Genomic DNA, 24,841 nt, shown 5'->3' with positions numbered 1-24,841 from the left:
GATAAGATGAATAATAAACCTGAAATAGCCATTATCGAGTCCAACACCCTCACTTGTCTCGGACTGAAAAGTATATTGGAAGAGATTATCCCAATGGCAACCATCCGCACCTTCCATAGTTTCAATGAACTAATGGATGATACTCCGGACATGTATGCCCACTACTTCATCTCGGCGCAAATCTATGTTGAACACAATGCCTTCTTCCTCCCCCGAAAGCGAAAAACAATTGTGCTGGCCAGTGACAGCCCGCAATTCCAACTGTCGGGTGTGCCTGTGCTCAATATCTACGAACCCGAAGAAAAACTGGTGAAAAGTCTTTTGAAGCTTCATCAACATGCACACCACAACGGCTATCCTGTAAAAGATATGCCTCCGATTGCCATGCCGGAGGTACATCAGGAAATCTTATCTGCCCGTGAAATAGAGGTGCTGGTACTGATTACCAAAGGATTAATCAACAAAGAGATTGCCGACAAACTGAATATCAGTCTGACTACCGTCATCACCCACAGGAAAAACATCACGGAAAAACTTGGAATCAAGTCTGTATCAGGATTAACCATCTATGCCGTAATGAACGGATACATAGAGGCGGACCGAATCTGACTTCTTAAAAAATGAAGCATAATCCTAATAAATGAGGATTGCCTACCTTATATATTTGCCGTTACTTTGCACCAGACAAATTAACTGCGAATGAAAACAAAGAATATTATGATTGCCCTCGCACTCCTGATGACAGGAACAACATGGGCTGAAGATTTCCCTAAAGATTCTCTTAAAGTAGTAGACATCGAAGAAGTGGTAGTGATCGCCACTCCGAAAGAAAACCGGAAACTACGTGAGCTGCCGGCAGCTACAACTGTATTGTCACAGAAAGACATGCAGGCTAACCAAGTGAACTCCGTGAAAAGATTATCCGGACTCATTCCGAATATTTTCATTCCGGAGTATGGATCAAAGCTGACTACTTCTATCTATATTCGAGGGATTGGTTCACGTATCAACACACCGGCTATCGGACTCTATGTAGACAACATCCCCTATATCGATAAATCAGCTTTCGATTTCAACTACTCCGACATAGAACGTATTGATGTACTCCGCGGTCCGCAAGGAACTTTGTATGGACGTAATACAATGGGTGGGCTGATCAAGGTACACACCAAGTCACCTTTCACATATCAAGGTACAGATATCCGTATGGGAGCAGCAACTTATAACGACTACAATGTATCGTTAACACATTACCACCGTATATCCGACCAATTCGCCTTTTCTACCGGAGGATTCTACGAACATACCGGAGGATTCTATCAAAACTCTGCACGCAATAATGAACGGGTAGACAAAGGCAATGCAGGAGGTGGACGGTTCAGAGGTATTTATCTGCCGAAAGATAACCTTAAACTAGACTTGAATGTCAGCTACGAATATAGTGACCAAGGAGGATATCCTTACTTTTACACAGGCATCACCCAGGAAGGCCTCAACAAGGGAAAGACTGAAGAACGGGAAGAAATGATCGGAAAGATTGCCTATAATGATAGAAGCAACTACTACCGTAACCTGCTGAATGCAGGATTTAATGTCGAATATCAAGCCAAGAATTTCATCCTAAGCGCTGTTACCGGTTATCAGCATCTGAAAGACCGAATGTTTCTCGACCAGGACTTTACTGAAAAGAACATATTCAATCTTACCCAGAAGCAGAAACTAAATACTATTTCAGAAGAAATTGTGCTTAAATCGAAGCCCAACCGTAAGTGGGAATGGACAACAGGTATCTTTGGATTCTATCAGACATTGAATACAGACGGGCCTGTTACCTTCAAAGAAGACGGGGTAAAAGAAACTATTGAAGGAAATACCAACAGCATCTTTGAAAATTTAGGGAATAAAGCACCTAAGATGAGCATGAGTGTTCTTAACCCTACGTTAAGAGTCAGTGGCAACTTTGATACTCCAATATGGAACGGAGCCATTTTTCATCAATCAACCTTCAATAACCTTTTTACCAAAGGACTATCCTTCACTATAGGTCTTCGTCTAGACTACGAAAAGATGAGTATGAAGTACAATTCGGCAAGCGACCCACTCAACTTCGACTTCAACTTTGCCATGGGCCCTATGGTTATTACCGCCAAAGACCTGGTAGCAGACGCTGCCTACAATGGTAAACTATCTGAAGATTATGTCCAATTATTACCCAAGTTTGCCTTACAATACGAATGGAGCAAAGGCAATAACGTTTACGCTACAGTATCCAAAGGTTACCGTTCGGGAGGCTATAATGTCCAAATGTTTTCTGATATAATCACCGGGCAACAAGCGCACTCGATGGTAGAAGCCATAAAAAAAAGCGCGGAGTTCGAAAAATACAGCACATTGATTGAAGGAATGATAGGAGACAAAATGCCTGCTATACCCGAAGTAAAAGATGCAACCACCTATAAACCGGAATATTCATGGAATTATGAAGTGGGTACTCATCTCACTTTGTGGGAAGGAAAACTCTGGGCCGACCTTGCAGCTTTCTATATGGATACCCGTGACCAGCAACTCTCTCAATTTATCGGCAGCGGTCTTGGACGTACCACAATCAATGCAGGCAAAAGCAACAGCTACGGTGCAGAAGCATCCCTCCGTGCCAGCGTGACCAACGAACTAAGTCTGAACGCAAGTTACGGATATACGTATGCCACCTTTACCGACTATATTATAAATGAAGCAGACAAGGATGGCAACCTAACAGTAAAAGCTGACTACAACGGCAAATATGTTCCCTTCGTCCCCAAGCATACACTTAATATCGGAGGAGAATACGCCATCACCTGTAGCTCCCGTTCCATCTTCGACCGCATTGTATTCCAAGCAAACTACAATGCTGCCGGACGCATCTACTGGACCGAACAAAATGACGTCAGCCAAGCCTTCTACGGCACACTGAACTGGCGTGCCAATCTTGAAAAAGGGAATGCAATGATCAGCTTCTGGGCACGCAACTTCCTGGACAAAGACTATGCAGCCTTCTACTTTGAAACGATGAACAAAGGATTTATGCAGAAAGGACGTCCCGTACAATTCGGAATAGATCTCCGCTGCCGATTCTAAGAAATAACAGATCAACTGTTCATATAATCCTTTGGAGACATACCAGCACAGCGCTTAAAGAACTTCCCGAAGAATGATTGATTCGAGAAGTTCAGCTGTTCGCTGATCTGCTGAATGGTCAGCTTCCCCGATTTTAATAATGTCTTTGCTTCAAGTATTACATAAGCATCAATCCACTGCCCTGCCAATTGCCGGCTGACTTTATAAACTACAGTAGAAAGATATTTAGGAGAAATGCACAACGAGTCCGCGTAAAACTTCACACTTCGTTCCCGCCGGTAATGCTTCTCCACTTCGCCGATGAAACGCTGAAAAATCTCCTCTTGCCGCGTGCGCGAATACTTCGTTTGCGATTCTTCCTCCTTGATCACTATAGGCAACATTCTATAATACAAAATCTGTACGTAAGACTGCAACATAGGAATCGTAAAAGGATGATCTGACTCCTGCAAAGTCGCTTTAGCAGAACGATAGATCCGGACAAATTCTCCCGCTTCCTTTTCTGCAAAAGTGAAGCAGTGTCTATTCTGCAAACATTTATAAAAAGACATTACCTGAGTCGTCTTTTCCGTAGTAGGCATAAAGTCTGTTCGGGTAGCTATCATAAATCCACGAAAGTCATAATTGATGGAAAGGACTTCAAAAATCATTCCCGTGATTATAACGCAAAACATATTCGGACGCAAGACATATTCCTTCAAAGAAATCCGTATATGCATCTCCCCCTCCAGAGAAAACAACACGATAGACATTCCCGCCTGAACGGGAAAGTTGTTTTGCGGCAACTGTTCCACAGGCTCCAGAGGAGAAGTGTCGATGTTATCCGATAAAACAATCTCTCCTTTTATAAAAAAAGATGTGTCGATGCTAGTAAGATGCGAAATATCAAGCAAAAAGATATTATGATCCATATTCCAGTAGTCATTAGAGTATTTCGATGACAAATTTAATCGATTTCAGGCACAGAACAGCCACCATTCGACCAAATGACCAAAAAAGCATTCCTTTTTACCTTGTTTTATTCATTTCGAATGAAAAATGAATAAAACAGTAGTATCTCCATTGGGGGAGATTAAAAAGTCGATTCTATCTCGAATCTCCTCCTTCGGGAAGGAGGAGTGGTCGAAGACCGAGGTGGTAGGAAAAATAATGTTTATACCTATTTCTTTGTAAATGATAGAATTATGCATTCACCTACCACCTCCCCCTACGGGTACTCCTCCTTCCCGAAGGAGGAGATTTAAGATACTATTGACTATCATTTAGTTCAAAACTGTACAGACATGAACATAAACTCTACAACATAGCCAATAGAACTCTATATAGTTAGTTCTCAATAATTTATAGTTTCCTATCATTTCTTTTAATGGAAACTGTCGTTTCCCGGTGAGGGAACGGGCGTTCCTTTTAAAGGGAACGGACGTTTCCTCCGAGGAAACCAACGCTTGCCCCATATGATACGGATGCTTGATTTATATGGACTAACAACTTATCTATGAATAGACTGCGTGAGAAAGGTAGCGTACAATTAAAGTATTCTTTGGTAAGCAATGCGCTCTGTCCCGTTCTTGACATAGATGATGCCACAGCGCTGAAAGCCGTATTTCGTCAGAATGTGCTGCATCACTTTGTTATCCCGATGTGTATCCACACGGATATTCTCAAAATGTTCAAAGCACCAGTTCAGACAGGCTTCCGATACGCCTTTCCTTTTACCGCTGGCAGCCATCCGGTGGATGACACCGTAAGGTTCGTCATTGAGCCACGCACCTTCATAAATATTCAGATAAGTAGGATCTTCGCCTAATATAAAGCAGAAAGTTCCCAATATCTCCCCTTGTTCGTCCGTACAGACATAGCTATGACCGTCTTCTATCTCCTGACGGATAAATGATTCGGACGGATAGCCGTCAATCCATTGGGTCGCATTCCCATTGGCACGCATAAAAGCACGGGCATAATCATAAATCTCCATCACCAAAGGGAGATCTTTCAATTCGGTAGGTCTGATTTCCATCATTCAGAAGTATGATTTGAATATAAAAACAAGATATAAAAGATTATTCATTAATCGCTCCGCAATGGGGGCAAATACCTTTCTCCTTCAACTTCTCCCCGCAATGTCCGCAACGATACTTATAGCTGATATTCCGATGCACCTTCTTCGCAAAAACCCAGATAAAGAATGTAAGGAACAAATAACCGATATAAATATGTGTCATCAGGATAAAGAAGAAATAGCAGAAAATACAACTGGACATCAATCCCAGCAGATAAAAGACCGCAGCCGCGGGAGTCAACTGCCGGAACAGGTCATCAAGCACCGCCAAAGCGACAATCAGAAATAGCCAGATGCCCAGCAAAAAGACTGAAAGTATAAAAGGTACTTTAAAAGGCGATAAGGTGGGATTGAAATAGAAATGTTCCCACGTATCCGGCACAAAAACCTGCATCGATTCGTAAACCGTCGCACTGAAAGCCATCAGCAGGCAAAGAAACAACGGATAGACACTGTCAATATCATTAAAATAGACCAGCTGCAACTGCTTCCGGCGGAAAGCGCGAAACAGATAGACCCCGACAAACAACGCGAAGATAATCATGAAATAAGAAGCATGCGTATCACTGAAAAAATGGATAGCCTGCGAAATACTGTCCGTCGGCACAAACGATTCTTTCAATTCTGTTTCACGTATCCACCCCTGCTCCTCTTGTGTATGCGCCAGCTTTACCCAGACACTGTCCACACTATCGGCAGGGTGAATGGCAAACTCGGCAACAACCACCCGATCTCCTTTATACAATGCAATGTAGGTGTCCTTGATGGGCAGGCACTCCATTGTTACCGAGTCGGTGGTTACTTCCAGATTCGTATTCCAGGTATAATGCCGGTCATAAAGATAGTTCAGAGAATCTTTTGTCTTCTCCGACAGTTCCTCGGAAGTAAGATCGGGACGCGTATAGTGACAAGATGAAAGGAACAGCAAAGTCAACAGCAGTCCCACGACAGAACAGCACAAAGCGGTACGAAACTTATCTCCGCCAAAAACAAGCTCCGTTACACTCTGCATATCTCTGCCGGGGAATCGTTTCATTGTGCCGCTTTTACTTTCATTTGACAGTTCTTGCAATCGAATTCAAGGCGGAAACGTTTTCCGTCATTCGATACCAGATAATAGGGCTCTTTATAAGGCGAGCGCACTCGCTGATGGATAGGACACCAGCCCATGCTATAACGCAGGCAGTGTTTGCAGAACATCAGCACAGCATCTTCCACCCGTTCCTTTTCATAAGCCTCAGCCACTTGCTGCACTCCATGTTCCCGATAAAAAGAAGCTGCACAGGTGTTCATCACGTTTCCCAAATAAGTAAGTGCAGCCTGCGGAAAAGCATGTGAAGTCGGCTTCCAGACAGCCAGTTCCTGACGGTAATTGATGCGTCGGGCAGCAATCAGCTTTTCTATCGCCTGACGGCGGAAGTCCGCCAAAACAGAAGCCGGTAAGAACCAATTCTCCGAGAAGGAGATTTCGATCTTTTCCGCTTCGAAAGGCGTGTTTCCTAATTTAGCAAGCTGCGTCTTCAAGTTATCAGCCTGTGGAGTCCGAGCCGGCTCTTTCTCACGAGGCAGAGTGAGCGTAACGCTGTTATCGTCCTCATCCGTCAGTGTCAGAGAGAAACCGAAGTTGTTGTCTGCAAGCAGTATGTTAACGGCAATCTTCCGTTCGGCCGACTTGCGGGAAAGTATGCGTTCAAACTCCTGATCGAAGTTGCGATAGAGCTTGGTACGGGGCTTGATGCGGGGCATTTCCTGAGGATAAAGTTTGTTTCCATCCACCCGATTAATCCGGAATCCCTGCAAACGTCCCTGTTCATCAATATAGCAGACACCGTCTCCGTTATTGAATGATTTCAGTCCGGCAACGGTCAGAAAGTTGCCACGGGCTTCTTTCATTGTGCCCATCTCCTCTCCCAATGATTTCGGAGTATCGAAAGAAAAAATATCCTCACTGCGGCCATGCAGGAAGTAATGAGTAAATCCACGACTGAAGCTCTTGTCCAGCTGCGGTTTAAAGTCGAAACGGCAAGTGCCGGAAGAAGCGCGCACATATTCCGGTCGGCGGGCAAAGATAGCGTCCAGTTTCTGACGATAGGCAGCCGTTACATTCTTCACATAAGACACATCTTTCAGACGTCCTTCTATTTTGAATGAGGAAGCTCCGGCATCCAGCAACTGTTCCAGTTCGTCACTCTGATTCATATCTTTCAAAGAGAGCAAGTGCTTGTCTTTCACAATCACTTTTCCTTCCGAATCGACAAGACTGAAAGGCAAGCGGCAAAACTGCGCACACTCTCCCCGATTCGCGCTGCGCCCGAAACAGGCCTGGCTAACGTAGCACTGACCGCTATAGCTTACGCAAAGCGCCCCATGTACAAATACTTCCAGCGGAACTTCGGGACAAGTTTCGTGTATCTTCCTTATTTCACGAATCGACAATTCCCGTGCCAGAACAACCTGACGGAAGCCCGCTTCCCAGAGGAACTTCACCCTTTCCGGTGTTCGATTGTCCATCTGCGTACTGGCATGAAGAGGTATCGGCGGAAGATTCAGTTTCGTGATTCCCATATCTTGCACAATCAGAGCATCCACGCCAACCCGATACAGGGCGTGGATCATCTCTTCCGTCTCTTTCAGTTCTTCTTCTTTCAGAATCGTATTGACTGTGACATAGATACGGGCATTATACAAGTGAGCATGTTTTACCAACGCTTCGATATCTTCCAGAGAATTCACAGCCGCTGCACGGGCGCCAAATTTAGGTGCACCGATATATACGGCATCTGCTCCGTGATTGATAGCTTCGATACCACATTCCAGATTCTTCGCCGGGGCGAGAAGTTCTATTTTACGCTGCTTGATCATTCAATATCATTAATGTTGTAAGGCGTTTCCTGATAAACAAAGTAGTTCAGCCAGTTGGAGAACAAAAGGTTGGCATGAGCGCGCCAACGGACCAACGGACCTTTGTTCGGATCATCATCTACGTAATAGTTACGGGGAATTTCGATCGGCAGTCCTTTACCCAGATCACGACGATATTCCGTATCCAAGGTATAGGGAGAGTATTCCGAATGTCCGGTCACGAAGAACTCACGTCCGCCACGTGCCATAGCCATATAAACGCCTGCATCTTTCGATTCGGAAAGCAATGTCAGTTCCGGCACTTTGAGGATATCTTCCCTGCGTACTTCCGTATGGCGGCTATGCGGCACATAGAAGCAATCATCAAATCCGCGGAAAATAGAATGGAAGGGTTCCAGCACCCGATGTTCGAAGATTCCGAACATTTTCTGGTCCAGTGGATACTTGGGAACTCCGTAGTGATGATACAGTCCTGCTTGCGCAGCCCAGCATATATATAAGGTAGACGTCACGTGCGTACGTGCCCAATCAAATATTTCGGTAATTTCCTCCCAATAAGTCACCTCCTCGAAGTCCATCTGTTCCACCGGAGCACCGGTGATGATCATGCCGTCGTATTTCTCATTACGCATTTGCTCGAAGTCGGTATAGAACGTTTGCATATGTTCTATCGGCGTATTCTTGGATGTATGACTCTTGATCTTCATAAACGAGATTTCTACCTGGAGAGGCGTATTCGAGAGCAGCCGCACCAAGTCTGTTTCCGTTGTTATCTTCAACGGCATCAGGTTCAGAATCACAATCCGCAACGGACGAATATCCTGTTGCGTAGCACGCGAAGTATCAATTACGAAAATATTCTCTTCCTTCAATAATTCTATTGCAGGGAGCTTATCGGGTAAATTTAAAGGCATAATCGCTATATATTAGTAATTTGGCTGCAAAAATACGAAAAATATAGCACATAATAGGGAGGTTGCTTATTTAGAAGACGTACAAATTAAGTCAATTTAATCAAAGAAGCATACCAAGTAATGAATAAAAGCTTTATTTTTGCCGAACGAATTAGTACTAATAATTTAAATCTTAAAAAAATGGCTTACGTAATTAGTGACGATTGTATTGCTTGCGGAACTTGTATCGACGAGTGTCCGGTAGAAGCTATCTCTGAAGGTGATATCTATTCTATCAACCCAGATGTATGTACTGACTGTGGAACTTGCGCAGACGTTTGCCCGTCTGAAGCTATTCACCCGGCTGAATAATACAATCTACAAAAAAGTATAGGCTGCTTTCTACGGAAGGCAGCCTTTTTTATTTTATCGCTACGGACAAAAGGAAATTACATAAAAAAACGGTAGACTTTCTTTTTCAGGAGATAGCCTACCGTTCTATATTCTTTAAGGTTGCTTATTTCAATTTAGCCAATGCTTCCTTGATTCGGCGGATAGCTTCTACAATATTTTCATCACTTGTAGCGTAGCTCATACGAATACATTCAGGAGCACCAAAGGAAGTACCGCCTACACAAGCTACATGAGCATCTTCGAGCAGGTACATTGCCAGGTCGTCCGAGTTTTCAATCTTACGTTCGCCGTTGCTCTTTCCGAAGAAGTAGCTACATTTCGGGAACAGATAGAAAGCACCTTGCGGTACGTTTACTTCGAAACCCGGCACTTCTTTAGCCAACTTCACGATCAGGTCACGACGACGTTCAAATGCCTTCTGCATTTCTTTCACCGGTTCTTGTGTACCTACGTAAGCAGCCTCGGCAGCTTTCTGAGATACCGAGCAAGGACCCGAAGTGTATTGTCCCTGAAGCTTGTTACAAGCTTTCACAATCCATTCCGGACCAGCAATGAAACCGATTCTCCATCCGGTCATTGCATAGGCTTTGGATACACCGTTCACGATCACTGTACGTTCTTTCATTTCCGGGAACTGAGCAATGCTCTGATGTGCACCGATATAATTGATATGTTCGTAAATCTCGTCAGCAATTACCACTACTTGCGGATATTTAGCCAGCACGGCTGCCAGTCCAGCCAGTTCTTCCTTGCTGTAAACAGAACCTGTCGGGTTGGACGGAGAACAAAGAATCAATGCTTTTGTTTTCGGAGTAATAGCTGCTTCCAGTTGTTCCGGAGTAATTTTGAAATCTTGTTCGATGCCGGCAGAAACAATGACAGGAGTACCTTCTGCCATCTTCACCATTTCCGGATAGCTCACCCAGTAAGGAGCCGGTACGATTACTTCATCACCCGGATTTACCAATACCAGGATCGCATTACATACAGATTGCTTTGCACCATTGGCACAAGAAATCTGAGCAGCAGTATATTCAAGACCGTTCTCTTTTTTCAGTTTCTCAACAATCGCATTGCGTAAAGCCGGATAACCCGGTACCGGAGAGTAGCGAGAAAAGTTATCATCAATGGCTTTCTTCGCAGCTTCTTTGATGTGGTCAGGAGTATTGAAATCCGGTTCTCCTACACTTAAGTTAATAACATCAATACCTTGCGCTTTGAGTTCGTTGCTCTTTTGCGACATGGCAAGCGTCGCCGACGGCGACAAGCTGTTCAAACGATCTGATAATTGATTCATTTTGTATCTATTTTATTGTTGTTGAGTGAAATTCGTTGCAAAATAAGCGATAATATTCGACATATGAAAACAAAATGGCATTTTACTTATTAAAATGTAATGTATGTCCCATTCTTTCTTTCTTTGTTCTCAGATATCGCTCATTATAAGGATTAGGAACTGTTTCAACAGGTACATTTTCTACAATTTCCAGTCCATAGGCTTCCAGCCCTACACGTTTCACGGGATTATTTGTCAGAAGTTTCATTTTGTGCACTCCCAGTTCACGCAGAATCTGGGCTCCCACTCCATAGTCGCGTTCGTCTGCCAGGTGTCCTAAGCAAAGGTTTGCGTCAACGGTATCCATACCGTCTTCCTGAAGTTTATATGCTTTCATCTTTTCCATCAAACCGATACCACGGCCTTCCTGATTCAGATAAACCACCACACCTTTTCCTTCTTTTTCAATCATTTCCATCGCTTTATGCAACTGCTCGCCACAGTCACAACGGTGTGAGCCAAGAATATCACCAGTAGCGCAAGATGAATGGACACGCACCAAGATAGGTTCGTCTTCATTCCATGTACCTTTAAATATAGCCATATGCTCCAGTCCATTCGATTTCTGACGGAAAGGAATCAGACGGAACATACCATGTTCGGTCGGCATATTTACCTCAACGCCTTTTTCTACGATTGACTCCTGTTTCAGACGATAAGCAATCAAGTCATGAATGGAAATCAGTTTCAGTCCATGTTCATCAGCCATTGCGCGAAGCTCCGGCAGACGTGCCATCGTACCGTCATCGCTCATAATTTCCATCAGAGCACCTGCAGGGTAAAGTCCGGCAAGGCGTGCCATATCGATGGTAGCTTCTGTATGTCCGGCACGACGAAGTACTCCTTTTTCCTGTGCATACAGCGGATTAATATGTCCGGGACGTCCGAAAGTAGCCGGTGTAGAAGCAGGATCGGCCAACGCCTGAATAGTAGCAGCACGGTCGGAAGCAGAAACTCCGGTACTACAACCTTCCAGTTTGTCAATTGTCACTGTAAAAGGAGTGCCCAATACAGAAGTATTATCACTGACCTGATGCGGCAAATCCAGTTCTTTACAACGCGACACCGTGATAGGTGCACAGAGCACACCACGCGCATGTTTCAACATAAAGTTAACTTTCTCAGGAGTTATCTTTTCGGCAGCTATGATTAAATCACCTTCGTTTTCACGATCTTCATCATCCACTACAATGACAAACTTGCCTTCTTTGAAATCGGCAATCGCATCTTCTATTCTATCCATTTTAATCTCTTCCATAACACTTATTTATTAATATTCTGTATGATGAATTGAATTTGTTCATTGTTTTTTATAATCCGTTCCATATCTTTCGCCAACCGGACACGGAATGCCCAGATGCGGAAATAAAAGAATAATCCTATAGGGAAAATAACCCCGGCAGCCAGATTCAGCCAATAGGTGTGGAACGGGCGTATATGAGCAGAAACGGAAATAATCGGATAATTGTTTAATGTATTCAGCAAAGTTACGGACTTCGTATTGGACATCTCCTCTATGAGTGTCTCTAACTTTTCATTGATAGATATCATCTCATCATCCTTCTCGCCCGACATCCACAGCTTAAAATAATTCGGAGCTTTCATCAGGCGATTTTTAGCTATATACTCTTTACACTCGTCAGTAAGCACCTGCAAATCACCCGGTATGCGAGTATAATCCGGATCGTGAATCACCACCTCTTTCTTGAATAAATGGCGTATGTTACGGATACCGACAATCTTCTTAAACCAATTGATATACGCATCGGCATTGAGCACTACAGAGTCTTTATTTGATTTGTAAGTCAGGAAAGCACCCAACGGGGCAAGCACGGCACTACTGGTCCACACTCCCATCCATACGACCCATCTGCCGTCACGTGCCATCTTATAGCCCGTATTGTCTATGATATAATAAATGATGAATACCATCACCGAAACGATGACCGGCATACCGAGTCCTCCTTTACGGATAATTCCGCCCAATGGAGCACCAATGAAGAAGAACAGCAGGCAGGAAAGTGAAATAGTGATCTTTTTATGCCACTCTATCTCATGCTTCCGCATACTATAATCATGGCTACCCATCGTGTAACTCTTGAAGTTTATATCACTGCTCAGGTTTTCCGCACGACTTGCAGCAGATGAAATCACCTTCTGCTTCTGCATCAAAGGAGCTACCTCATAGAGACTGTCGATATTATATTCAGTAATATTCGCCTCCATAATCTTGACCGTATCCTCCTTTGTCAATCCATAAGTGGTACGGAAATTCCCTTCAGAAACTTCCCGGTAATATTGTCTTCCGATACTATCGCCCACCATTTTCATTGAGTCGATGGAGGCTTGCAGCATCGACATATCTTTGGCAGCAGATGTATTGCTCATAATACTGGCATCCGCCATATTAAAGTCTGAGTCAAACTCAATAATCGTATGTTTTTCCCGGAATTCTTCCCGACGATACGGTACATTCTGAGATTTCATACTCTGTGATCTCAGGTTTTCAAATAAATCGCCACTGTACAAATGCAGCCAGAGATGCTGCTTGTCTGCAGTCATTTCCATTCGTCCGGAATCTGCATAAATAATATGTGCGTTCTCAAATCCGTCTTTCAGGTTATAGATCAGCACATCATACATCATACCTGTTTTCCGGTTCTTCTTGGCTATCTTCAGGTTATAATCCGGTATTTCCGAATAAAACACCCCCTCCGGGATATCCAATTCCGGAGACTTTTGTTTCATCGAAATAATCAGTGTGTATAGTTTCGTCTGAGCAATAGGAGCCACGACATTCTGGAAATAAAAAGAGACAGCAACCAAACCACAGACAAAGAAAGCCAGCGGGCGCATAATTTTAAGCAAGGATATACCCGCAGCTTTCATTGCGAGCAACTCGTAACGTTCGCCAAAGTTGCCGAAGGTTATTAAAGAAGCCAGCAATATTGCCAACGGCAACGATATTGGCACCAGTGTCAATGCGGAATAAAAGAAGAACTGAGCTATCACACTCATATCCAGTCCCTTTCCGACTAACTCGTCTACATATCTCCACAAAAACTGCATCATGAAGATGAAGAGACAGATGAAGAATGTACCTATAAAGAGCATCAGGAAGCTCTTTACGATAAATATATCTAATTTCTTTATGCGTAGCATCTTAATAGGTTCGTGCAATTAAGACGCAAAATTAGCACAAAAAAAGTAGCATAGAAAATTTTTAGTTGAAAGTTAACTAAAAACCACACGTTCTTCTCAATTTCGCTACTTGTGACTCCCACAATTCTTTCATGTCAGCAACTTCGTCCGCCTCTGCGAAGTCTGTAATTTCTAATACATAGTCACTTGTCAGCTCATTATAAGTCATTTTGATTTCAAAGTAGTCGCGTTCGTTTTCGTCATCCTGCCAACGGAAGCGAATAAATGAGAAAGAACGGATCGCAATAATTTCAGCGTTTCTCTGTTCAGTCTTCCCCCAATGGAATTCTACGATTTTATCATCAGATACTACTTTATCAGCAAACCAGTCCTCCAACCCGGTCGGTGTGCTAATAGCTGCCCAAAGAATATTTTTAGATGTTGCGTTCAACAAATACTCCAAATGAATTTTTTCTTTTTTCATAGCAATTTCGAATTGTTTTTACGTGTGCCAAGATAAATACTTTTTTCTAATTATGTGGCATAAATCAGACACTTTATTTAAAACTTATTTCTTTTCAAAGCCCCAAACTCCCTATTTATAGGAAAAAGAGAACCTCGTTCTAAAGAAAAAACACAAAAAAGTTATGAATTGTTTTGGAGATTACAGAAAAACATCTATCTTTGCACCCGCAATCGAGAAATGATGGCGGGATAGCTCAGCTGGTTAGAGCGCATGATTCATAATCATGAGGTCCCCGGTTCAATCCCGGGTCCCGCTACTTGATAAGAATAAGGCATTCGAGAGGCTTCCACTCTTGGGTGCCTTTTTCTTTTATACATCAATTGGTGGCAGATGACGCCATAGGTGACGCTAAATGCAAAAAATAGCCCCCGAAAGTTTATATTCAGCTTCCGGGGGCTATTCTATTTAATGCTCTATACGCTTATTCCCATTCAATAGTCGCATTAGGCTTCGGCGACATATCATAGCAAACACGATTCACATTCTTCACTTCTTTCAGAATACGGTCTGTGATTTTCATCAGGATAGGCCAGTCTACCGGTTCAATAGTAGCTGTCATGGCATCTACCGTATTGACAGCGCGGATAATCACCGGCCAGTCGAAAGAACGGGCATTATCGCGTACACCAACAGATTTAAAGTCAGGCACTACGGTAAAGTATTGCCATACCTTTTTATCCAGGCCGGCAATCTGGAACTCTTCACGCAGAATGGCGTCAGACTCACGTACTGCTTCCAGACGATCGCGTGTGATAGCACCCAGACAACGTACACCTAAACCGGGACCAGGGAACGGCTGACGGTAAACCATCTCATAAGGCAAACCCAACTCCAGACCACAAGCACGAACTTCATCCTTGAACAACTGGCGCAAGGGCTCTACAAGCTGGAACTTAAGATCTTCAGGCAGACCGCCTACATTATGATGAGATTTCACCATCTTGGCAGTCTTCGTTCCGCTCTCTACAATATCCGGATAAATAGTACCCTGACCTAAGAAATCGATACCATCCAGTTTACGTGCTTCTTCTTCGAACACACGGATAAACTCACCACCGATAATCTTACGTTTCTGTTCGGGATCTTCCACACCTGCCAATTTATCCAGGAAGCGGTCTGTTACATCTACATAAACCAGATTTGCTTTCAATTGGTTACTGAATACTTCGACAACATCTTCAGACTCACCTTTACGCATCAAGCCGTGATTTACGTGCACGCATACCAAATTTTCACCGATTGCCTTCAGAAGTAAAGCAGCTACCACTGAGCTGTCAACACCACCCGACAATGCCAGCAATACTTTCTTATCACCCACCTGACGTCTGATCAGCTCGATCTGGTCATTGACAAAATTCGCCATATTCCAGTTAGCTTCAGCCCGACAAGTATCAAATACGAAAGACTTTACAGCAGCCTTAATAGCCTCGATATCATCTGTAAATGCCGGAAGCTTCACTGCGCAAGTCGCTTTATCGTGACCGGCAGCCATAACAGGAATCCCCATCGTATAGATAGACGGATTCACGTCAATAGCAACGCCGTCGATCACGTTGTTCAGTCCACCATTGATAATAATACCCTTAACGTTGGGCAATGCTTTCAGTTCTTCTACTGTGATGTCGTGAGGATAAATCTCACTATAAACTCCTAATGCACGGATGGCGCGCGCCAATACCGTATTCTCGTGACTACCCAAGTCAAGGATAACAATCATGTCCTGTTTCATCTGATTCTGGTTCTTTTAAGTTATTATATTGTATAAATTTGACTTTTACTTCAATTAGTCTGCAAATATAAAGATTTTAAAAGACGCTGCAATGTCTTGATTCCCAAAGTTTCATTTCAAATTAAATCAGCTACCACATTTATTTATCACAGCAACCGCCTCCGGACACTTTCCGAACATTCTCTTTTATGCTTTCAGTCGCATCACAAACCGACTTCCTTTTCCCAGTTCACTTTCTACTGTCAGCGTACCGCCATGCGCTTCCACAAAGTCCCTCGAAATAGACAAACCGAGTCCGCTGCCCTGAACTTTTGTTCCGGGAACACGGAAGTAACGGTCGAAAATACTCTTGTGGTAACGAGGATCGATGCCTTTACCGAAATCCTGAACGTACAGGTCGATCATATCTCCTTCCTGCCTGGCGCCAATCACGACACGCCCGTTTTCTTTAGAATAACGGATCGCATTGCTGAGCAAATTAGTCAATACCCAAGCTATCTTTTCACTATCGACAAAGAGCTTGCCGATTTTCTCTTCCGGGTACTCTACTTCTATCTGGATATTGAACTTATCCGCTTGTACCTGATTAGCTTTAATCGCATATTCTATCAGTTCAATGGGCTTCGTTATCTTCGGCATTAATTGCAGCTTGCCTGCCTCTACCTGAGTCATATTCAGCAATTCGCCCGTAATGCTCAACAGGCGTTCGCTATTTTCCTTGATGCTTTTGGACAACTGTTCCTGTTCATCATTCAGCTCACCGACACGTTTATCTTCCAATAGCTGCAAACTCATCATAATAGCCGCAATCGGAGTTTTCAATTCGTGTGAAATGGTCGAAATAAATGTAGTCTTGGCAGAATCCAATTCCTTGAATTCCGTTATATTCTTCAGCAGAATGACATCCCCTAATTTGCTGGGTTCATCCTTTCCCGCATCCGTATTTATGATAGGAATGTAGGATGCCTTGAAATAGCTTTCTTTATCATCAGCATATATCTTTAACGGCTCTTTCTGATCTCCCGGCGTCACCAGTTCACGAATCAGCCGGCGAAGCAGATCATTCTTCAAAGACAATTCTTCCGCAGATTTACGTATGACATTACCTCTTTTCAGATTCAGCACGTTCAATGCTTCCTCATTAATAAACAAAATCTCACGATCCATATTCAGACCGATTATCGGATCGTCGATACTGTTCACGATGGCCTCAATGAATTTCTTGGCAGAAAGAATATCCGCTAACGTACTTGCCCGATACTCGGCCAGACGCTCCGCCATACGGTTGAAACTCTCGGCAACTTCCCGAAACTCCTGATTATTTCTCATATCCAGCCGTTCTTCATAATTATGATTGGCTATTTCAAGAATCCCTTGTTTCAGTTCCTTGATGGGTTTACTGATTGTTCGGGGCAACCAATACAGCAATGTCAATCCGGTCAATATACAAATACCGCCGGTAACGGAAATCCACAACAGAGCGCGTTCCAATGCCGGCATAGCGGCAGGGCTGTCAGGTTCTGTGGCAGTCAGCAACTGAAGGTTCACAACAGAAAGTGTTACCAGCAAAATAATCATTCCCGCCAGCATCCCGATGCCGAGAATCAGTTTTGTTTTAATATTCATATCGTTCATACGGTTAATATTATGCAAGTATAATCAAATCTACATTAGCTTGTGACAAATTATTCAAAAACTTTCGATATCCGAGTATGGAGCAAATGGCATGAGGAAATCTCAGATTAGGAGTTCCCATGCAGACAGAAGATATTTGCTTGTCCCGACAAACTTTGACAATACTCCCCAGAATATCCTTCGACTGCACCTGGATGACCTCTCCGCCCAGTTCTGCCACCAGTTTAAAATGATTCAGCAGATAACGCTGGCTGGCCAGATCAATCCGGTCCATACTCTCCCTCGGAGTCTGCACATAGAGAGCAACGAAAGTCGTATTATATCGTGTTGCCAAACGTGCCGCCTTCCGGATAATCCTTCTGGGAGTCTTCTCATGACTACTGATACAAGCCATGAACTTCTCATGCCTGATTCCGACCGAGACACCCATCACAACCTCATTTTCCACTTTCTTCTCCACCCGGAGCGCCACTTCCTTCAGAGCCAGTTCCCGCAGTTGAAGGATATTCTCGGTCCGGAAAAAATTATCCAGCGCTGTCTGAATCTTTTCCGGACGGTATATCTTTCCTGCTTTCAGACGCGAGATCAGTTCTTCCGCTGTCAAGTCGATATTCACCACTTCATCCGCTTCCTGAAGCACACTATCCGGCACCCGTTCTTTCACCTCGATCCCTGTAATCTCCTGCACTTCTTCATTCACACTCTCGATATGCTGGATATTGATTGCGGAAATCACATTAATCCCCTCATCCAACAGAGTCATCACATCCTGCCAACGTTTCTCGTTCAAACTGCCTTCCACATTGGTATGTGCCAGTTCGTCCACAATCACAATCTCGGGATGAAAGCGAATAATGGCGTCCACATCCATTTCCTCCAACTCTTTTCCTTTATAGAAAATTTTACGTCGGGGGATCACAGGCAGTCCCTGCATCAGAGCCTCCGTTCCGGCACGCCCGTGAGTTTCAATATAGCCGATTTGTACATCCACCCCATTCTCCAGCAGTTCATGAGCCTCCTGAAGCATACGGTAAGACTTCCCTACACCGGCTATCATGCCGATATAAATTTTAAACTTGCCTCGATGAGACTTCTTGATCAGATCCAAAAAATGTTGTACACTCTGTTCTCTATCCATATCCATTTAATTAATTGCTATTTATAAACTATTTCAACCCGTAGTAATCATCACGATCACCACGGGTTTCTGCATAATAAAAATTCATGAGTTTATATCTATGGTCTTAAAGTTATGCCAAAAACCAAGAAAGCATCTTCAACACATGGATTCCATATAGCCTGTGCAAATATCGGTAATGAAAACTTATCATTAATTTTTATCTCTGTCATTCCTTTTAAAGCTACATTAGTCACAGCGAAGCCACTATTCGTGTACATACCCTCCGCCTTATACGGCACTGCGCCGCAAGTTACATTTAAATCGACATTTTTCACACTGAAAGGATAGTTCAGTTCCAGATAGGAGGAATAATTCTGCTTCAGTGCTCCGCTATCATTCAGCTTCTTGTCTTTTCCGGCAAACATCGTATACCACGCTACGGACAGGGGAAACTTCTCTACAGGCAACGTATAAGCCAATCCCGCCTCAAAATGATGTCCCGTCTCATGGCTCTTAAAATTAAAATATTTATATGCCCCTTCACCTTCCCACCACAAATCGGCAACCGTCAGCGTAGGTCCTGCCTCACCAAACTTATAGGCAAGAGTCAGATCCAGTTCTTTATTCCCTCCACTGAAATTAGTAGATCCCCATGCGGTAACAGAAAAATTATCGAGCCCAAACCCCAGCGTGGGTTGAAAAGCCGCACCTCCACCCTGATACATTCCCCGCCAGACATAGGAACCGACAATATCTCCCTGCACAGTAAATTCCTGTGCTTTTGCATCCGTTATACCCGATACGCATACAGTTGCCGCAACCCATGCTCCTACAACAATCTTCTTACTAAAAAAACTCTTCATATTTATCTTTTTATTTTATGTTTCTAAAAAAGAGCAGCGCCCTGTCCAGCCCTGTTTATTTGAACCGCAATAAATAACTAAAACGATTCGGACAGGCACGCCGCCCAGTGTTTGGTTATTTATTCTCTTCAAGTGCTATATTCAGCTTCAGCACATTTATTTTCTCCGTTCCGAAAATTCCGAGTAAAGGCTTCTCCACACTTTGATCAACGATTTCTTTCACTTGGTTTTCAGTCAGGCCACGTGCCTGTGCCACTCTCTTTACCTGCACGTATGCACATTGCGGAGTAATATTAGGGTCGAGACCGGAGGCACTCGCCGTTACCATCTCCGCCGGAACATCTTTACGGCTCAGATAAGGATGATGTACAAGGAACGTATCGATACGCGCTTCCACTTCAGCCAGATATTCGGGATTCGTGGGTCCTTTGTTGCTACCGGACGAACTAGAAGCATCATAACCGTCTCCGGCACACGAAGGACGTCCCCAGAAATAAATATCTTTTGTAAACATCTGACCGACATTGGCCGCACCCACCACTTTTCCATCCAGTGTGGCAACTTCAGCATTTCCCTTATTAGGTCCTGCCGCTTGTGCAAACAACCACAAAACAAGGATATAGAATACGGAGAAAAAGACACAGAAAACAAGAGTTATCTTTAGTGATTTAAATAAAGTTTTCATCGCTATTGTTTTTTAATTAAAAGAATAAACCTACTAATAAATCAATCAGTTTAATTCCGATAAACGGAGCAATCACACCACCTACACCGTAAATCAGCAGATTCCGGCGAAGCAAAGCACTTGCACCTATCGGCTTGTACTGAACGCCACGCAAAGCCAACGGAATCAGGATCGGAATAATAATCGCATTGAAGATGACTGCCGAAAGGATCGCACTCTCAGGACTATGCAACTGCATGATATTCAACGCCGCCAGTTCGGGGATAGCCACCATAAACAAGGCGGGGACAATGGCAAAATATTTAGCTACATCATTGGCGATAGAGAAAGTAGTCAGTGTTCCACGGGTCATCAGCAACTGCTTACCGATTTCCACAATCTCGATCAGTTTGGTAGGATCATTATCCAGGTCCACCATATTGCCGGCTTCCTTTGCAGCCTGCGTACCACTATTCATTGCCACTCCGACATTCGCCTGAGCCAAAGCGGGAGCATCATTCGTACCGTCCCCCATCATTGCCACCAGTTTGCCGGACTGTTGTTCCTTCTTGATATATTCCATTTTATCTTCCGGCTTCGCTTCGGCAATAAAATCATCGACACCTGCCTTTTCTGCAATATATTTGGCAGTCAGCGGGTTATCACCGGTCACCATCACCGTCTTCACTCCCATTTTGCGCAAGCGTTCGAAACGTTCCTGAATACCCGGCTTGATGATATCCTGCAATTCGATAACACCCGTCACTTTCCGATTAACACATACCACCAACGGCGTACCACCATTACTTGAAATAGCAGCGATCACCTTTTCCACTTCTTCGGGGAATTTGTTTCCGGCAGTTTCCACAATCTTACGGATAGCATCAAAAGCCCCTTTACGAATCTGAGTTCCGTCCGGCAAATCGACACCCGAGCATTTGGTTTCGGCTGTAAACTTAATCATTCGCGCGCCTGTCGTATTCAGGCTGCGCATACGGATACCGGATTCACGTCCCAGCTCAACGATTGATTTGCCTTCCGGAGTTTCATCGGATAAAGAGGAAAGCAGACAGGTCTCTACAAAATCGTGCAAATCGATGCCCGGGGCCGTGTGAAAGTGAGTCGCTTTACGATTACCGATAGTGATGGTTCCGGTCTTATCCAGCAGCAATGTGTCGATATCACCGGCAGTTTCCACAGCTTTACCCGATTTCGTAATCACATTGGCACGCAGCGCACGGTCCATACCGGCAATACCGATGGCAGAAAGAAGTCCTCCGATAGTTGTCGGAATGAGGCACACGAACAAAGAAATAAGTGAAGCAATGGTGATGACAGTATTGCTGTAATCGGCAAATGGTTTCAACGTAACACACACAATGACAAAGACAAGCGTAAAACCTGCCAGCAGAATAGTCAACGCTATCTCATTCGGAGTTTTCTGACGGGACGCACCTTCTACCAGTGCAATCATTTTATCCAGAAAACTTTCTCCCGGTTGGGTGGTCACCATTACTTTTATATGATCGGACAGCACCTTCGTGCCTCCCGTCACTGAGCTTTTATCGCCGCCTGCCTCCCGGATCACCGGAGCGGACTCACCTGTAATCGCACTTTCATCAATAGAGGCCAATCCTTCGATTATTTCCCCATCGGACGGAATCACGTCTCCGGCTTCACAGACAAACACGTCTCCTTTCTTTAGCTGCGAAGAACTTACAGTCACTATTTGATTACCTTCCACCTTTTTGGCAGGTGTCTCTTCCCGTGTTTTACGCAGGCTGTCGGCTTGCGCTTTTCCCCGTGCTTCGGCAATCGCTTCGGCAAAATTGGCAAACAGCAGTGTAATAAACAGAATGATAAACACAGCTATGTTGTAGGCAAACGAACCCTGAGAGGGATTGATGATGGAGTAAAGTGTCACAAACAACATGACCACTGTAGCCACCTCTACCGTATACATGATCGGGTTCTTTATCATCAGTCGCGGGTTTAGCTTCACGAATGATTGTTTCAGGCTTTCTATAACTTGCTCCTTTTGAAACAAAGAAGCTGATTTCATATTTTTCATATCTTCTCTAATTCAGAATTACAAACTTAAATGTTCGGCAATTGTACTCAAAGCGTGTACCGGGAAGAAGGACAGGGCAGCCACAATGAAGATAACGACAAATGTCATTATTCCAAAAGTCAGCGTATCAGTCTTCAGTGTTCCGGCACTCTCGGGAATAAACTTCTTCTGAGCCAGCAGGCCGGCAATGGCAACTTGTCCGATAATAGGCAGGAATCGGCTAAGGATAAGTACAATACCACAGGTCCAGTTCCAAAAATAAGTATTATCTCCCAGTCCTTCAAAGCCGGAACCATTGTTAGCGGCACAAGATGTATACTCATAAAGCTGCTCACTCAAGCCGTGGAATCCGAGATTGTTCAGCCAACCGCCCTCGCTTTCCACAAAGTCAGGATGATGTACATATATATAACTTGAGATTGCTGTGAATACTAATATGACGAATGGATGAAGCAGTGCTACTATCGTAGCTATTTTCATTTCACGGGCTTCTACTTTCTTTCCGAGAAATTCCGGTGTGCGACCTACCATCAAACCGCTGATAAATACCGCGATAATAATGAACGTATAATAATTCATCCAACCTACGCCTACACCGCCGAACCAGGTATTAATCTGCATATTGAGCATCTCCATCATACCGGACAACGGCATAGTAGAATCATGCATACCATTCACCGAACCATTGGAAGTAACAGTAGTCACAATGCTCCAAAGTGCTGTAGCTCCGGCACCCAGCCGAACTTCCTTACCTTCCATCGCACCGTTATCCTGCGCAATTCCCAGCTCATCGATACGGGGATTTCCACCCATTTCCTGACTGACATTGATACAGACGCCTACCAGGAAAGCAAAGAGCATCACTCCGAAGATACTATAAGCCAGCTTCTTTCTACGAGTATAAAACCCTAATGCCAGTACCATTGCCATCGGAATAATCAAGATAGACCAGCACTCCACCATATTGGTAAGATAAGTCGGATTTTCCAACGGATGAGAAGAGTTCACACCAAAGTAACCGCCTCCATTTGTTCCTAATTGTTTAATGGGCACAATGGCAGCCGCAGGTCCTTGCGAAACCATCTGTTCCTGTCCTTCGAGGGTAGTCACCTTCATTTTTCCGTCGAATCCCATCGGAGTTCCCTGAAGAATCAGGATAAAACCTACGATCAAAGAAAGCGGTAACAGGATACGGGTACAACTCAACACCAGAAAATGCCAGAAGTTACCGATTGTTTTTGTTGTCTTGGCAGCCATACTCTTCATTATACCAGCCATAGCAGCCATACCGGTTGCAGCGGTAATAAACTGGAAGAGCATAATGACAAATAATTGTGTGAAGTAAGTCAATCCGCTTTCACCACTATAGTGCTGCAAGTTACAGTTGACCATAAAACTGATACAGGTATTAAAAGCCTGATCCGGCGTTTGGGGTCCGTTGCCATCCGGATTTAAAGGTAACCATCCTTGCGAAACCAGCAATACCATTCCCCATACGAACCAAAAAGCATTCAATATCAATAATGCTTTCAGAAACTGTTTCCAGTTCATTTCTTCTTTAGGGTCAATTCCGCATACTTTATAAATGACTCTTTCAATAGGAGCCATGAAATCCGACCAGGTTTTCTCTCCTTTATAAACCTTGGCAATGTATCTTCCTAGTGGATAAGCCAAAATCACCATCAAGGCAACTTGTGCAACCACACCTAAAATTTCTGTATTCATACTTTTACCTTAAACTGTATAACTTTAAAACTTTTCGGGTCTGATGAGTACATACATCAAATAACCGAAGATTGCAATACCTAATACAAATAGTGCTGTGTACATAATTAATTCTCCTTTCCTCTTCTAGATCTTTTCAAACCAGTCTACACATTTCCAAAATAGCCAGAAACAGGCAAAGCCGCTCAAGAGGCAAAAAACAAATGATAGTGTTATCTCCATGTCTTTAATCTTTTAAATATTTATTATTATAATACTTGCAATGTATTATGCCAAATGCGTGCCAAAACTCTAAAAGAAATGGCAACAAATTGATTATCAAACATATATAAAGAAGAAGGAAATATATAATAACAGAGCCGACCTTTCCATTTTGAAAAAGTAGTTCAATTTTGAAAGGGTATTTAGTCTTGGCAGAATATGGGATTTTAAATAAAACAGAAGGAAAAAGAATGAAATTGAAGGAAAAAGAGGCTGAAAAGGATACTGAAAAATAGTATTATTAAAAGATTGTCCGGTCGTTTATTTTTTAGCAGAACAGGAGATTTGAAGTATGTGGATGATGTGTACTTAAATTCCGAAAGTATCAAACACAAGAAAGCCCTTCGGGTATTTCTACTCGAAGGGCTTCTCTAAAAATGGCGGCTACCTACTCTCCCACTGTTACGCAGTACCATCGGCGTGAC

20 protein-coding genes and 1 tRNA gene are annotated in these 24,841 nt (G+C 43.6%); 4 read left to right on the top strand and 17 right to left on the bottom strand.

The window, feature by feature from the left end:
- The first annotated feature begins 6 nt into the window (after positions 1-6).
- Both KTR07_RS23600 and KTR07_RS23595 read left to right on the top strand, forming a co-directional pair.
- On the top strand, positions 7-609 hold the full coding sequence (locus KTR07_RS23600; protein ID WP_008764084.1) for a LuxR C-terminal-related transcriptional regulator: 603 nt from the start codon (positions 7-9) through the stop codon (positions 607-609).
- Positions 610-699: 90 nt separating this feature from the next.
- On the top strand, positions 700-3,117 hold the full coding sequence (locus KTR07_RS23595) for a TonB-dependent receptor (RefSeq protein WP_032840464.1): 2,418 nt from the start codon (positions 700-702) through the stop codon (positions 3,115-3,117).
- Positions 3,118-3,128: 11 nt separating this feature from the next.
- Here the strand turns inward: KTR07_RS23595 and KTR07_RS23590 are convergent, their stop codons facing one another.
- The 5 genes from KTR07_RS23590 to metA form a co-directional block, all read right to left on the bottom strand.
- Positions 3,129-4,028 carry an AraC family transcriptional regulator gene (locus tag KTR07_RS23590; protein WP_008764086.1) on the bottom strand — a complete coding sequence of 300 codons (900 nt, stop codon included), beginning with the start codon at positions 4,026-4,028 and terminating at the stop codon, positions 3,129-3,131.
- A gap of 617 nt (positions 4,029-4,645) precedes the next feature.
- On the bottom strand, positions 4,646-5,137 hold the full coding sequence (locus tag KTR07_RS23585; RefSeq protein ID WP_008764100.1) for a GNAT family N-acetyltransferase: 492 nt from the start codon (positions 5,135-5,137) through the stop codon (positions 4,646-4,648).
- 40 nt (positions 5,138-5,177) lie between these two features.
- A complete protein-coding gene (locus KTR07_RS23580) occupies positions 5,178-6,212 on the bottom strand; it encodes a zinc ribbon domain-containing protein (protein ID WP_008764099.1) in 1,035 nt (344 codons plus the stop codon).
- Entirely contained in the window at positions 6,209-8,038 is a 1,830-nt protein-coding gene (locus tag KTR07_RS23575; RefSeq protein ID WP_117981741.1) for a U32 family peptidase, read from the bottom strand. The genes KTR07_RS23580 and KTR07_RS23575 overlap by 4 nt, the downstream gene beginning before the upstream one ends.
- The gene (metA, locus tag KTR07_RS23570) at positions 8,035-8,952 is read right to left on the bottom strand and encodes a homoserine O-succinyltransferase (RefSeq protein WP_117981740.1); all 918 of its coding nucleotides are present in this window, start codon (positions 8,950-8,952) and stop codon (positions 8,035-8,037) included. The genes KTR07_RS23575 and metA overlap by 4 nt, the downstream gene beginning before the upstream one ends.
- A gap of 180 nt (positions 8,953-9,132) precedes the next feature.
- On the opposite strand from metA, the gene KTR07_RS23565 reads away from it, so the two are divergent.
- Positions 9,133-9,303 carry a DUF362 domain-containing protein gene (locus tag KTR07_RS23565; protein ID WP_002559159.1) on the top strand — a complete coding sequence of 57 codons (171 nt, stop codon included), beginning with the start codon at positions 9,133-9,135 and terminating at the stop codon, positions 9,301-9,303.
- A 145-nt stretch (positions 9,304-9,448) separates the two neighbouring features.
- Here KTR07_RS23565 and KTR07_RS23560 read toward each other — a convergent pair whose 3' ends face one another.
- From KTR07_RS23560 to KTR07_RS23545, 4 genes are all read right to left on the bottom strand, one after another.
- Positions 9,449-10,642 carry a pyridoxal phosphate-dependent aminotransferase gene (locus KTR07_RS23560; protein WP_008763747.1) on the bottom strand — a complete coding sequence of 398 codons (1,194 nt, stop codon included), beginning with the start codon at positions 10,640-10,642 and terminating at the stop codon, positions 9,449-9,451.
- Positions 10,643-10,724: 82 nt separating this feature from the next.
- Complete coding sequence (locus KTR07_RS23555; protein ID WP_008763746.1) at positions 10,725-11,939, bottom strand: bifunctional 3,4-dihydroxy-2-butanone-4-phosphate synthase/GTP cyclohydrolase II; 1,215 nt, start codon at positions 11,937-11,939, stop codon at positions 10,725-10,727.
- A gap of 5 nt (positions 11,940-11,944) precedes the next feature.
- Positions 11,945-13,843 carry an LptF/LptG family permease gene (locus KTR07_RS23550; RefSeq protein WP_055219520.1) on the bottom strand — a complete coding sequence of 633 codons (1,899 nt, stop codon included), beginning with the start codon at positions 13,841-13,843 and terminating at the stop codon, positions 11,945-11,947.
- Positions 13,844-13,919: 76 nt separating this feature from the next.
- Positions 13,920-14,306, bottom strand: a complete 387-nt coding sequence (locus tag KTR07_RS23545; protein WP_008763744.1) for an START-like domain-containing protein — start codon at positions 14,304-14,306, stop codon at positions 13,920-13,922.
- 224 nt (positions 14,307-14,530) lie between these two features.
- On the opposite strand from KTR07_RS23545, the gene KTR07_RS23540 reads away from it, so the two are divergent.
- A tRNA-Met gene (locus KTR07_RS23540) sits at positions 14,531-14,604 on the top strand.
- A 165-nt stretch (positions 14,605-14,769) separates the two neighbouring features.
- On the opposite strand, the gene guaA is transcribed toward KTR07_RS23540, so the two are convergent.
- The 8 genes from guaA to kdpF all read right to left on the bottom strand — a co-directional run bounded on the left by guaA (position 14,770) and on the right by kdpF (position 24,260).
- Complete coding sequence (gene guaA / locus KTR07_RS23535) at positions 14,770-16,077, bottom strand: glutamine-hydrolyzing GMP synthase (RefSeq protein WP_054959424.1); 1,308 nt, start codon at positions 16,075-16,077, stop codon at positions 14,770-14,772.
- 186 nt (positions 16,078-16,263) lie between these two features.
- Positions 16,264-17,703: an ATP-binding protein gene (locus tag KTR07_RS23530; protein WP_008764093.1), complete on the bottom strand. Its 1,440-nt coding sequence runs from the start codon at positions 17,701-17,703 to the stop codon at positions 16,264-16,266.
- Between the two features lie 19 nt (positions 17,704-17,722).
- The gene (locus KTR07_RS23525) at positions 17,723-18,850 is read right to left on the bottom strand and encodes a sensor protein KdpD (protein WP_371737226.1); all 1,128 of its coding nucleotides are present in this window, start codon (positions 18,848-18,850) and stop codon (positions 17,723-17,725) included.
- Between the two features lie 98 nt (positions 18,851-18,948).
- The gene (locus tag KTR07_RS23520) at positions 18,949-19,695 is read right to left on the bottom strand and encodes a hypothetical protein (protein WP_217315517.1); all 747 of its coding nucleotides are present in this window, start codon (positions 19,693-19,695) and stop codon (positions 18,949-18,951) included.
- Between the two features lie 115 nt (positions 19,696-19,810).
- On the bottom strand, positions 19,811-20,380 hold the full coding sequence (locus KTR07_RS23515) for a K(+)-transporting ATPase subunit C (RefSeq protein ID WP_117981737.1): 570 nt from the start codon (positions 20,378-20,380) through the stop codon (positions 19,811-19,813).
- Positions 20,381-20,396: 16 nt separating this feature from the next.
- On the bottom strand, positions 20,397-22,430 hold the full coding sequence (kdpB, locus tag KTR07_RS23510; RefSeq protein ID WP_117981736.1) for a potassium-transporting ATPase subunit KdpB: 2,034 nt from the start codon (positions 22,428-22,430) through the stop codon (positions 20,397-20,399).
- 18 nt (positions 22,431-22,448) lie between these two features.
- Complete coding sequence (gene kdpA, locus KTR07_RS23505; RefSeq protein ID WP_117981735.1) at positions 22,449-24,155, bottom strand: potassium-transporting ATPase subunit KdpA; 1,707 nt, start codon at positions 24,153-24,155, stop codon at positions 22,449-22,451.
- Positions 24,156-24,179: 24 nt separating this feature from the next.
- A complete protein-coding gene (gene kdpF / locus KTR07_RS28825; RefSeq protein WP_050581211.1) occupies positions 24,180-24,260 on the bottom strand; it encodes a K(+)-transporting ATPase subunit F in 81 nt (26 codons plus the stop codon).
- Positions 24,261-24,841: the final 581 nt, after the last annotated feature.

Origin of the sequence: Bacteroides sp. MSK.20.82 (genome assembly GCF_019052485.1) — a bacterium.
GTDB classification, from domain to species: Bacteria; Bacteroidota; Bacteroidia; order Bacteroidales; family Bacteroidaceae; genus Bacteroides; species Bacteroides thetaiotaomicron.
This window is presented reverse-complemented; position numbering and strand designations above follow the sequence as displayed.

Coding starts and splice junctions, on each gene's coding strand:
- KTR07_RS23585 (WP_008764100.1), bottom strand. CDS start 5,137: ATGATGGAAATCAGACCTACCGAATTGAAAGATCTCCCTTTGGTGATG.
- KTR07_RS23600 (WP_008764084.1), top strand. CDS start 7: ATGAATAATAAACCTGAAATAGCCATTATCGAGTCCAACACCCTCACT.
- KTR07_RS23550 (WP_055219520.1), bottom strand. CDS start 13,843: ATGCTACGCATAAAGAAATTAGATATATTTATCGTAAAGAGCTTCCTG.
- KTR07_RS23560 (WP_008763747.1), bottom strand. CDS start 10,642: ATGAATCAATTATCAGATCGTTTGAACAGCTTGTCGCCGTCGGCGACG.
- KTR07_RS23520 (WP_217315517.1), bottom strand. CDS start 19,695: ATGAAGAGTTTTTTTAGTAAGAAGATTGTTGTAGGAGCATGGGTTGCG.
- KTR07_RS23515 (WP_117981737.1), bottom strand. CDS start 20,380: ATGAAAACTTTATTTAAATCACTAAAGATAACTCTTGTTTTCTGTGTC.
- guaA (WP_054959424.1), bottom strand. CDS start 16,077: ATGAAACAGGACATGATTGTTATCCTTGACTTGGGTAGTCACGAGAAT.
- KTR07_RS23590 (WP_008764086.1), bottom strand. CDS start 4,028: ATGGATCATAATATCTTTTTGCTTGATATTTCGCATCTTACTAGCATC.
- metA (WP_117981740.1), bottom strand. CDS start 8,952: ATGCCTTTAAATTTACCCGATAAGCTCCCTGCAATAGAATTATTGAAG.
- KTR07_RS23545 (WP_008763744.1), bottom strand. CDS start 14,306: ATGAAAAAAGAAAAAATTCATTTGGAGTATTTGTTGAACGCAACATCT.
- kdpF (WP_050581211.1), bottom strand. CDS start 24,260: ATGTACACAGCACTATTTGTATTAGGTATTGCAATCTTCGGTTATTTG.
- KTR07_RS23530 (WP_008764093.1), bottom strand. CDS start 17,703: ATGAATATTAAAACAAAACTGATTCTCGGCATCGGGATGCTGGCGGGA.
- KTR07_RS23565 (WP_002559159.1), top strand. CDS start 9,133: ATGGCTTACGTAATTAGTGACGATTGTATTGCTTGCGGAACTTGTATC.
- KTR07_RS23575 (WP_117981741.1), bottom strand. CDS start 8,038: ATGATCAAGCAGCGTAAAATAGAACTTCTCGCCCCGGCGAAGAATCTG.
- KTR07_RS23595 (WP_032840464.1), top strand. CDS start 700: ATGAAAACAAAGAATATTATGATTGCCCTCGCACTCCTGATGACAGGA.
- KTR07_RS23525 (WP_371737226.1), bottom strand. CDS start 18,850: ATGGATAGAGAACAGAGTGTACAACATTTTTTGGATCTGATCAAGAAG.
- kdpA (WP_117981735.1), bottom strand. CDS start 24,155: ATGAATACAGAAATTTTAGGTGTGGTTGCACAAGTTGCCTTGATGGTG.
- KTR07_RS23580 (WP_008764099.1), bottom strand. CDS start 6,212: ATGAAACGATTCCCCGGCAGAGATATGCAGAGTGTAACGGAGCTTGTT.
- KTR07_RS23555 (WP_008763746.1), bottom strand. CDS start 11,939: ATGGAAGAGATTAAAATGGATAGAATAGAAGATGCGATTGCCGATTTC.
- kdpB (WP_117981736.1), bottom strand. CDS start 22,430: ATGAAAAATATGAAATCAGCTTCTTTGTTTCAAAAGGAGCAAGTTATA.